Source organism: Ferruginibacter sp., from assembly GCF_031430955.1.
Classification (GTDB): domain Bacteria; phylum Bacteroidota; class Bacteroidia; order Chitinophagales; family Chitinophagaceae; genus Ferruginibacter.
In genome coordinates this window covers 1-10,179 of the sequence record NZ_JANPCM010000429.1, presented here as the reverse complement: position 1 = coordinate 10,179, position 10,179 = coordinate 1, and the positions used below count along the sequence as shown (strand labels likewise).

At 35.9% G+C, this 10,179-nt stretch carries 11 protein-coding genes; 5 read left to right on the top strand and 6 right to left on the bottom strand.

The window, feature by feature from the left end; all coding sequences use genetic code 11:
- On the bottom strand, positions 1-495 hold a 495-nt coding region (locus tag ACY65O_RS11925), incomplete at its 3' end, for a hypothetical protein (RefSeq protein ID WP_462221078.1).
- A 79-nt stretch (positions 496-574) separates the two neighbouring features.
- Entirely contained in the window at positions 575-2,695 is a 2,121-nt protein-coding gene (feoB, locus tag ACY65O_RS11920; RefSeq protein WP_462221077.1) for a ferrous iron transport protein B, read from the bottom strand.
- A gap of 255 nt (positions 2,696-2,950) precedes the next feature.
- Here feoB and ACY65O_RS11915 point away from each other — a divergent pair, with 255 nt between their 5' ends.
- The 5 genes from ACY65O_RS11915 to ACY65O_RS11895 are packed head-to-tail and all read left to right on the top strand — an operon-like array spanning position 2,951 to position 5,878.
- Positions 2,951-4,588 carry a M28 family peptidase gene (locus ACY65O_RS11915; RefSeq protein ID WP_462221076.1) on the top strand — a complete coding sequence of 546 codons (1,638 nt, stop codon included), beginning with the start codon at positions 2,951-2,953 and terminating at the stop codon, positions 4,586-4,588.
- A 17-nt stretch (positions 4,589-4,605) separates the two neighbouring features.
- The gene (locus ACY65O_RS11910; protein ID WP_462221075.1) at positions 4,606-4,851 is read left to right on the top strand and encodes a hypothetical protein; all 246 of its coding nucleotides are present in this window, start codon (positions 4,606-4,608) and stop codon (positions 4,849-4,851) included.
- A complete protein-coding gene (locus ACY65O_RS11905) occupies positions 4,838-5,173 on the top strand; it encodes a type II toxin-antitoxin system RelE/ParE family toxin (RefSeq protein ID WP_462221074.1) in 336 nt (111 codons plus the stop codon). The genes ACY65O_RS11910 and ACY65O_RS11905 overlap by 14 nt, the downstream gene beginning before the upstream one ends.
- Entirely contained in the window at positions 5,174-5,608 is a 435-nt protein-coding gene (locus ACY65O_RS11900) for an IPExxxVDY family protein (protein ID WP_462221073.1), read from the top strand.
- 27 nt (positions 5,609-5,635) lie between these two features.
- Positions 5,636-5,878 (top strand): 4a-hydroxytetrahydrobiopterin dehydratase, encoded by a 243-nt coding sequence (locus ACY65O_RS11895; protein WP_462221072.1) that lies wholly within the window; start codon positions 5,636-5,638, stop codon positions 5,876-5,878.
- Positions 5,879-5,896: 18 nt separating this feature from the next.
- Here the strand turns inward: ACY65O_RS11895 and selD are convergent, their stop codons facing one another.
- From selD to ACY65O_RS11875, 4 genes are all read right to left on the bottom strand, one after another.
- Positions 5,897-6,994 (bottom strand): selenide, water dikinase SelD, encoded by a 1,098-nt coding sequence (gene selD, locus ACY65O_RS11890; RefSeq protein WP_462221071.1) that lies wholly within the window; start codon positions 6,992-6,994, stop codon positions 5,897-5,899.
- A 64-nt stretch (positions 6,995-7,058) separates the two neighbouring features.
- Positions 7,059-8,390, bottom strand: coding sequence for a hypothetical protein (locus tag ACY65O_RS11885; RefSeq protein WP_462221070.1), 1,332 nt, complete (start codon positions 8,388-8,390; stop codon positions 7,059-7,061).
- Positions 8,369-9,499 carry a tRNA 2-selenouridine(34) synthase MnmH gene (mnmH, locus tag ACY65O_RS11880; RefSeq protein ID WP_462221069.1) on the bottom strand — a complete coding sequence of 377 codons (1,131 nt, stop codon included), beginning with the start codon at positions 9,497-9,499 and terminating at the stop codon, positions 8,369-8,371. The genes ACY65O_RS11885 and mnmH overlap by 22 nt, the downstream gene beginning before the upstream one ends.
- Positions 9,500-9,570: 71 nt before the next feature.
- On the bottom strand, positions 9,571-10,179 hold a 609-nt coding region (locus tag ACY65O_RS11875; RefSeq protein ID WP_462221068.1), incomplete at its 5' end, for a hypothetical protein.

The following is a 10,179-nucleotide window of genomic DNA, read 5'->3' as shown; positions in this document are numbered from 1 at the left end:
CGGGCACTCATAAAAACCTGTATCGGGCGGAGCCTGCCATGTATAAGGCCGTTGTGAATCCATAGTGTTAAACACTCCTTTAAATCTTTTTATTTCTACCGGTGCAGTGATGTTGGTAATATCAATAACCACCATATCATTATAATTATTGGCGTATAAATAATTCCCTTTAATAGATATATCAGTATTACCACCTAATTCAATAAATGCTACACGCTGTGCATTTGACGGAGAAGAATTATCAATAAGGTGTATGCCTTTACCAATATCGTTTTGAAAGATGGTATTACCGAACACATAAATTTTACCCGCTGCAATCATCGGCCGGGCTGTATTGTAAAATTTTACTTTTTTTACGGCGGTATCTGCGGCATATTTGGCTTTCCAACCCATTATTTTTTTAGAATAATCTCTGCTGTCGATAGCAGGTTTGTTGGTGCGCCAGTTACAGGAGACAAATAAAATGATACCCAAACTGTATAATAGCATCTTCATAATAAGCAGTTTTGCAGATATGACACTATATAAGTATAAAATGATGCCTGAATAAAAAACTTTAATAAATGAGGATGGGTTATTTAAAAATCACATACACCAACCAACTCATAAAATACGCCAGCCCTGTCATGTATACTAATTGTATTGCTGGCCATTTCCAGCTACGGGTTTCTCTTTTCACTACTGCAAGTGTACTCATGCATTGCATGGCCAGTACATAAAATATTAATAAAGATAAACCGGTGGCAAGATCGTACACCTTTGTGCCATCGGGCCTTACAGCCGCTGCCATTTTTTGTCGCAGGGTGCTGTTGTTGGTATCAGCATCTTCACCTACACTGTATAAAGTAGCCATAGTGCCCACAAAAACTTCACGTGCTGCAAAAGAAGTAATTAAAGCAATGCCAATTTTCCAATCGTAACCAAGGGGGCGAATGGCTGGCTCAATGGCTTTGCCCAATGTGCCGGCAAAAGAACTTTGTAATAATTCGGTTTTGCGTTGTTTGTTTAATTCTTTTGCCTGTGCAGGATTGGCAGCAATAAGCTGTTCGTATTTTTGAGTAACCGCCTGCATTTTTTGTTTGGGGCCGTAAGTACTTAATGCCCACAGCAACAAACTTATTACCATTATTACTTTACCGGCATCAAACACAAATATTTTTGCCTTCTCAATCATCGTGGTTAAAGCATTACGCCATCTTGGGCCACGGTACACCGGTAGTTCTAAAATAAAAAAGCTGCGTTCGGTGCTTTTTATAAACCACTTCATTACCCAGGCCACAATTAATGCCATTACAGTGCCTAATAAATACAGGCCCATCATTACCAAACCCTGTACACTTAAAAAACCAAAATATAGTTTTGAAGGAATGATCAATGCAATTAAAATGGTGTACACCGGCAACCTTGCACTGCAGCTCATAAGTGGTGTAATCATTATGGTAAGCAATCTTTCTTTTTTATTTTCAATATTACGGGCACTCATAATAGCCGGTACAGCGCAGGCAAAACCACTGATCATAGGCATTACGCTTTTACCATTAAGGCCCACTTTACGCATGAGCTTGTCTGTTAAAAAACTTATCCTTGCCATGTAACCGGTATCTTCCAATAGAGTAATCAGCCCAAATAAAATCATTATCTGCGGTACAAAAATTAATATGCCGCTAAGCCCGGCCAGCACACCATTAATTAATAAATCGCTCCACCATACCTGTGGTAAATTGTCTCCGAAAAAACCTCCCAATTTTCCAAACGTCCATTCAATAGCATCCATTGGGTATTGTGCCACCCAAAAAATACTTTGAAATAATAAAAACAACACCACAATTAAAATGATATAACCCCAGTGGCGGTGCAGCAAAATGTTATCCAGTTTTTCAGTTAACAATGCTTTTTGCAAAGGGTCGCTTTCTACCACGGTTTGCTGCATAATATGTTTTATGCGGCTGTAGCGTTGCATTATTTCTTCTGCCTGTGTTTTTGTAGGGTTAAATTTATTTTCTATTTCAATATTTTCTATTTGCGTTTGTGTTGCTTTATCCAGTAAAAAATTTTCGTGGTTAATTAAATAATGTACTGCCCTGTAATTACTAATGTGGGGGAAATGTTTTTTTAGTGCAGTAATAGGCGCACCTGCTATAGAATTAATATCTATAAAATCCCTTGGTGGTGCCTGATCTAGTTTTTCTGCAGCAAGTTCAATGGCTTTTTTAAGCGGCGCTATTCCTTTATTTTTCCTGGGATTTACAGGAATGATAGGAACACCTAATTCTCTTTCCAATCCCGGTATATCTATTTGTGTTCCTTTGCGTCCCGCCAAATCCATCATAGTAAGCGCCACTATTACCGGAATTTTTAAATCTATAATTTGAGAACAGAATAAAAGGTTACGCTTAAGGTTGCTTGCATCTGCAACCAACACCACCATATCCGGCTTTACATCTTCATCCTGGTTTAATAAAACTTTATAGGCCACCCACTCATCGGCCCGTTTAGGATACAAACTGTAAGTGCCGGGCAAATCAATAATGTTTGCGTCAAAGCCAATGGCAATATTGCTGTTGCCCGTTTTTTTATCTACTGTAACACCCGGGAAATTGCCCACTTTCTGGTTCAACCCGGTTAAGGAATTAAAAAGGGAACTTTTACCGCTGTTAGGATTACCTACTAATGCTATGTTTAATTTTTTTGTCAAAATTTATGTGGCACAAAAATAATGGCAATATATGGTTTGTGGTTACGAAATAGGAAACAAGGTTTTTAAACATAAGACTGGCTAAGGGGAAAAGAGTCTAAAGGAAAAATACTGTAATCCCTTTTTCCTTCTTTTCTCTTTTAACCTCTTAACCAAATAAACAATCATTAACAAAGAGTTTAAATTTTTGGCATAATATTTAATTATTTACTCATTAGCTGAATTACCTTTGTTCCACCTCAATAAACAACTTTTATGAAATATTTTCTTTGCCTTGCTGTACTTACTTCTCAATTTGCTGTTGCCCAAAAAATAAAAAAAGCCGATAAAATTATTTTAACTAATCTTCAAACACATATTGCTTACTTAGCAGATGATAAATTAGAAGGCAGAAGAACCGGTACCACAGGCGAAAAATTAGCGTATGAATACATAAGCACAGAGTTTACCAAAAGCGGATTAACCGCTAAAGGCGATAATGGCAGTTTTATCCAGGCTTTTGAAGTAAATGAAGGCCTGCAGATAAACCCTTCTACACATTTATTTATTAATGGGTTTGATTTAGAGCTGGAGAAAGAATATTTTCCTTTTATATTTTCTGCCAATGAATCGGTAGAGGCAGCTCCGTCAATAGCTTTAAGAGAAAGCGGTACCGTTTGGTTTTGGGATATTAAAGATAAGCTGGAAGAAAATAAAGATAATCCTCATTTTGATTTAACCGATGCCATAAAAACAAAAGCAAATGATGTTGCTGCAAAAGGGGCAACGGGTTTAATTATTTACAATACTTCCGGCATTAAAGATGAATTAAAGTTTGAACCAAAAGCTAAAAGCGAAAGAGTAAAGATTCCGGTGCTGTATGTTACTGAAAGCATAAAGAAAAAATATTTGTATGATGAAACTGCCACGCTGGATATAAAATTAAAAGTTGACATTGGTGATAAAACAAGGGCCGGCCATAATGTAATTGGTTTTATAGATAATGGTGCCGCCAACACCATTATACTGGGTGCACATTACGATCATTTGGGTTATGGCGAAGATCATAACTCTTTATTTACAGGAACAAAACCCCAAATACATAACGGTGCCGATGACAATGCAAGTGGTACAGCGGCATTAATTGAAATAAGTAAATTATTAAGAGCATCAAAACTTAAAAACAATAATTATTTATTTGTTTCTTTTTCAGGAGAAGAGTTGGGTTTATTTGGCAGCAAATATTTTACCGAGCATTCGCCAGTAAATTTAAGCAGTGCCAATTATATGATAAATATGGATATGGTAGGCCGGTTAAACGACAGCACCCATGGCCTTAGTATTGGTGGCTATGGTACCTCACCTGTGTGGGGACAATTGCTTACCAATAAAGATAAATTCTTTACCATAAAATTCGACAGCAGCGGCAGCGGCCCCAGCGATCATACTTCTTTTTACAGAAAAGATATTCCCGTGTTATTTTTCTTTACCGGTGTACACAGCGATTATCATAAACCAACCGATGATGCAGATAAAATAAATTACAATGGTGAGCTGATGGTGGTAAAATATATTTATACTGTTATTGAAGCTGCCAATAAAAAAGGTAAACTTTCTTTTAGTAAAACAAGAGAAATCCAATCGATGGGCAAAAGCAGTTTTAAAGTTACATTAGGCATAATGCCCGATTACACCTACATCGGCAGCGGTGTAAGGGTTGATGGTGTTAGCGAGGGTAAGACTGCACAAAAAGTTGGTATTAAAGCAGGTGATGTAATTACGCAATTAGGCGATATAAAATTTACCGATGTACAAAGTTATATGGGTGCATTGGGGAAATTTAATAAGGGTGATGCAACAAAAGTAAAAGTGAAAAGAGGGAATGAGGAGCTGATGTTTGATATTGTATTTTAATTGGTTAACTTTAAGTTATGGAAACACTCATTGTAAAAATAAAAAAACAAAATAAAGCAGCCTTTACCAAAGAGCTTTTAAAGTCGTTTGCTTTTTTAGAAGTAAGAGAAGAAAAAAATATTTTACCGAAGTCTGGAATGAGTAAAAAAAGAAAAGCGGCTTTATCGCAAGGCTTCAAAGAAATGAAACTTGTAGAGCAGGGAAAATTGAAAGCAAAATCGGGTGCAGATTTATTAAAAGAATTAAAAAATGGCAAAAATTAATATCGTTGCACTTCCACAGTTTCAAAAAGAAATAAAACAATTAAGCAAAAAATATATTTCTCTCCCCAATGATTTTGAAGACTTGCTCGTAGCATTAGAAAAAAATCCCGCCACAGGCGAATCTCTTGGTAATAATTGCTACAAAATAAGAATGAAAATCGATTCTAAACATTCTGGAAAAAGTGGTGGTGCAAGAGTAATTACTTGTGTAAAAATTATTGATTCCAAAATTTATCTGATTTCAATTTATGATAAAGCAGACAGAGAAACAATAACTAAAAAAGAAATTGAAGCTGTTTTAAAAAGTAATGGTATAGTATAAATGAAACTTAAAATAGACAACGAAACTTTAGCGCAGGAGTTTTTTGAAGATGCCCTGTTATTAGGTATTGTTGCGCCTGTTAAAGATTACCAGTTTACCTGGCAGCTAAATCAAATACTGGGTTTTAATTTCAGGGTGAATAACGATTTTGAAATACAGCTTACCAAAAAACAACGCAAATATTTTTTTTCTATTTACGAATATGCAGTGCCTTCTACCTGCCTGGTACATTATTTATACAACAACCAGTTTGATGGAGAATATTTGTTGCCCGAATTTAAGCACCTCGATTTTTTGTGGCTGATAAAAGGCGAAACGGTAAGTTCAGAAGAATTGAAATCATTAATGCAATCCATTAAATCGTTACCTGGTGTGCAACTGGTGAACGAAATGACGAATGAAAAAATTAAACACAAGCAGCACCTTATTTTTTAATGAATAATTAATTATAAATTACTTACTATGTGGACAGAAAAAAACAACACCCTCTATAAAAAATTTGAATTCAAAAATTTTTCTGAGGCATTTGCTTTTATGACAAGGGTTGCCATTGAAGCAGAAAAAATGGACCATCACCCTTTATGGACTAATGTGTACAATAAAGTAGAAATTTGGTTAAGCACACATGATGCTGGTGATATTGTTACTGATAAAGATAAAAAGCTGGCGAAAAAAATTGATGCTTTGCAGCCAAGTATCAGCTAAAGAGAAATAAGAAAATTTTTAAGATATTATATTTACTATTTTTTCTTCTTTAGCAACCATACTTCCAATTGCCATTGTAAACTTTTCCAGTCCATTTTTTTCCAAAATATCTTTTACCTCATCAACAGCATTTATATCAACAGCAATTAATAAACCGCCGCTGGTTTGCGGATCGGCAAGTATTGCTTTTTGATAATCGGTTATATCGCCGATCTTTTCTCCATAACTGTCCCAGTTTCTGTTGGTGCCGCCGGGTACACTTTTTTGATCTACATAACTTTTTATATCTCTAATTATAACCGGTACTTTTTCAAAATCAATAACGGCACTTAAGCCGCTGCCTTCAGCCATTTCAACTAAATGACCTAATAAGCCAAAACCGGTAACATCCGTCATTGCAGTAACGCCTTGTATTTTTCCCAAAGCTTCACCTACTTTATTCAGCTGCATCATTTGTTTTGCGGCTATACCCACATGCTCGTCTTTTAAAATACCTTTTTTTTCTGCTGTAGTTAAAATACCCACGCCTAAGGGCTTGGTTAAAAACAACACATTACCTTCTTTTGCTACGTTGTTTTGTTTAATATTTTCTATTGGCACCAATCCATTTACTGCTAAACCAAAAATGGGTTCAGGACTGTCGATGCTGTGGCCTCCTGCTAATGAAATACCGGCTTCTTTACAAATACTTCTGCTGCCATCAATTACTTTTTGTGCAACAGCCGGTGGTAAAATATTTATGGGCCACCCTAAAATAGCAATCGCTAAAATGGGTTTTCCTCCCATAGCATATACATCACTGATAGCATTAGCCGAAGCTATTCTTCCAAACTCATAAGGATCATCTACAATCGGCATAAAAAAATCGGTGGTGGAAATTAAGGCCATGCCATTATCTAAATTATACACTGCTGCATCATCTTTACTGTGATTGCCTACAATTAATTTATCATTGTCGGGCATGGTGAAATTACTGCTAAGAATTTCATCCAGAATTTTGGGAGCAATTTTACAGCCGCAGCCGGCGCCATGAGAATATTGGGTAAGCCGGGCCTCCCCAAACCCCTCCTGAAGAGGGGCTTTTGCATCTTGAGATTTTGAACCACTTTTATTCATAAGTTAGTCTGTATTAATTTTTTTCTTCGCTCCTGTCTTCTACTTATTTCCCCCTTCGGGGGAGTTAGAGGGGGCTTTTTCTTCTCCTAAAAACAATCGCTGAACTTTTTTGCATATCGCCGCTAAACCTTATTTCGTAGCGGTCTTTACCATCGTACACAATCAACAAACCGGTATTGGGTGGCAGGCTGCCTAAAGATTCGGCATACATTACCAGTTGAATACTGTCGCCGGCTTCTTTAGTATCAATAGTTTTTTTAACCGCATTGGTACTTAAACCAACCCTGGGCATAATTACAACACCATTCATTATTACACTTACGGTATCACCATCTACTTCACCATTATCATACAATGTTAATTGTAAACTGTCCGATTTAAAATATAAAGCCTGTATATTTTCAATTTTTCGTTTGCCCATATCTGTTGCTGCTGTGGGATAAGTTGGAGCAACAATTTTAACAGGCGCTGGTGTTACAACAACAGGTGTTACAACTTTTGGTGGATCTGTTTTTGCAACAATAATTTCTGTTGGTTTTGCAGGCGCAGGTTTAACAACAACAGGTTCAGGTTTTTTAACAACCGGTGCAGGTTTTGCAATTACTGTTTCTGCAGGTTTTACCGGTATGGTTTTTACAACAACAGGCTCATTTGGTTTTGTTGATACCGGTTTAGTAATTATTGGTTCTGCAGGTTTGGGTGTTTCAATTTTTACAATGGCAGGTTCTTTTACAACCGGCGCAGTGGTTGGTTTTATTTTATTATCGGGTTCTTGTTTTTTTGCTGCAAACACAATTAATTTTTCTTCCTCGTCTGATGCTATCGGTTTTAACACCGCAATAGTTTCAGATGAAGGTGGTGTACTTTCTTCCTTTAAAAAAGATAAGTTTTTAGCAAGATTAAGTTCCTGCAAATGTGGTACTAAAGCACTCTGGCTGTAATCTTTTTTTCTTTCTACATGTACATAACCGGTAAGCGGCCTGTAATCTCTTGTTCGGTTAGTGGCGTAGAGTCCGCTTAATATCATCACTGTATCTTTTATTTGCAATATGAGAGTATTTTTTTGGTGTACGCCTTTTGCCGGAGCTATAGGATAATTGTGTACAATTAAATCCGATTCTTCTGTAATAATATCATCGCCATCTCTTTTAATTTTTAATTTTTTTACGCCGTGGTATTCTTTATCATTTAAAATAAAATAGGTGTGAGAATAACCAAACAATTTTCCTTTTTCACGGCTTATGGCAATTTCGTAACGGTAATTTTGTTGAGTGGTATCATTATACATAAACCCTTTCCACAAGCCTGTAATATCTTTTTCTTCGGTTGATTGTGCCAAAAGCGACAGTGGCAAAAGCAGTATAATTATTAGTTTTAAGCTGTTACGGTATTGCATGATAATAGATTTTGTGTATTAACCGATGTATCAACGCCTGAGCAGGGTATTTTATTTAATAATGATGAAAGATTTTCCCTGTTCTGTAAACCTTTTAAATAATATTTATCGTAATAGGTTAATAAAATCCTGAAACATTCTTTGTGATTATTTTCTAATAAATAATTAACGGCGTTTTTTGTGTCTAATCCGCCTAATCTTTTTTGTATGCGGATGATGGCATTCACTAATTTTTCTTTTTCAAATTTGCCATATTCTTCCGTCAAATAATTCAACCTTTCTTCAAAAGGGATATCCAAAAAATATACCGGGCTTTTACGCATGGTGTACCAAAGCGGCATGGGTATTTGCAGGTTGCCAATGCGCTGGCTTTCGTCTTCGATATAAGCCCCCTCCAAACCTCCCCCGGAAGGGGAGGCTTTTAAATACTCTGATATTTCTGAAAGTTTTTCTGCTAACAAATTTTCAAACATTTCCTGCTTTGGCTGTGGCGCTTCTCCTAATGCGCCAAATGCCGAGCCTTTATGATTGGCTAATGCTTCTAAATCAATTGTTGATTTATTTTGCTTAGACATTTCATTTAACACTAAAGTTTTTCCACTGCCGGTATAACCACCAATTATTTTAAATGGATATTCTTTTTCAAATTGTGCCTGCACCCATTTACGGTAAGCTTTATAACCACCAGCTAAAGTATATACTTTAAACCCGTATAAATCTAACAACCATGCCACACCTGCGCTACGCATGCCGCCACGCCAGCAATGCACCAATAGGCAATTGGCAACAGGCAATGTATCTTCTTGTTTAGTTGCCTTTCGCTTTTTGTTTATTGATAATTGCATATTGCCAATTATACTTTCTACCATTTCCACCATAGTTTTCATCTTCAATCCAAAATAATCGAGGCCAATTTTAATGGCTTCTTGTTTACTTTGCTGTTTGTATGCAGTGCCTACAACTTTTCTTTCTTCATCAGTAAATAAAGGCAAACTTACTGCGCCTGGCATGTGAGCATGAGTATATTCGCCGGGGCTGCGTACATCTAAAACAGGATGCTGCTTTGCAAGCTGCAAAAATTCTTCTATGGTTATTTTTTGTATGGGCATTTATAAAACACTAAGTTACGCAAACTAGAAAGTAATGCACGTTATTGCTATTTTAAAAAGATTAGAGGGTGTTATTTTATATCCAAATAAAATGAAGTCATTAAGCCATTGCTTTTAATTGATAATTTATCAGCGGCATTTTTATAAGAATAAATAAAATCCTGAAAAGAATGCAGCCCAACATCAAAGGAAAGTTTTTTTGTAAGTTGAGTTTTGAACCCCATTTTTGCAACTGCACCAATATTTAAACCAAGGTTATTTTTTTTGAAGCTGCTGCTTTTAGATTCATCCTTATTATAAAAATAATAAGCAGGTGCTAAGCCAAAATCTAAAAAACAATGTGATCGTTTACTGAGTATATAATACCTTTTTAGTGTTACGGGTATTAAAGCAAAATAATTATTACTAAAAACTGAACTGTTTAAAGTGTCAGAGTGATAATTATATTTTAAAGAAGTTAGTTCAATACCAAAAGTAATATACCAGCTTTCTTTAAGATTTTTTTCTATTATAAATTCTTGTCCGGTAGATAACATTATTTTCTTTACGCCATCTTTTTTACCAACAGAATAGCCATAATACCCGCCGGTTTTAAATATCACTTCAGAAAAAGACTGGCTAAAACAAAAATTTTGTACCAGCAAAAAGCAAATTAATATCCCGGCTTTGTTTATTAGCAT

Bases quoted from the DNA above. Each gene is read 5' to 3' on its own strand.
- mnmH (WP_462221069.1), bottom strand. From the start codon at position 9,499: ATGCCCATACAAAAAATAACCATAGAAGAATTTTTGCAGCTTGCAAAG.
- ACY65O_RS11900 (WP_462221073.1), top strand. From the start codon at position 5,174: ATGAAACTTAAAATAGACAACGAAACTTTAGCGCAGGAGTTTTTTGAA.
- ACY65O_RS11895 (WP_462221072.1), top strand. From the start codon at position 5,636: ATGTGGACAGAAAAAAACAACACCCTCTATAAAAAATTTGAATTCAAA.
- selD (WP_462221071.1), bottom strand. From the start codon at position 6,994: ATGAATAAAAGTGGTTCAAAATCTCAAGATGCAAAAGCCCCTCTTCAG.
- ACY65O_RS11910 (WP_462221075.1), top strand. From the start codon at position 4,606: ATGGAAACACTCATTGTAAAAATAAAAAAACAAAATAAAGCAGCCTTT.
- ACY65O_RS11915 (WP_462221076.1), top strand. From the start codon at position 2,951: ATGAAATATTTTCTTTGCCTTGCTGTACTTACTTCTCAATTTGCTGTT.
- ACY65O_RS11885 (WP_462221070.1), bottom strand. From the start codon at position 8,390: ATGCAATACCGTAACAGCTTAAAACTAATAATTATACTGCTTTTGCCA.
- ACY65O_RS11905 (WP_462221074.1), top strand. From the start codon at position 4,838: ATGGCAAAAATTAATATCGTTGCACTTCCACAGTTTCAAAAAGAAATA.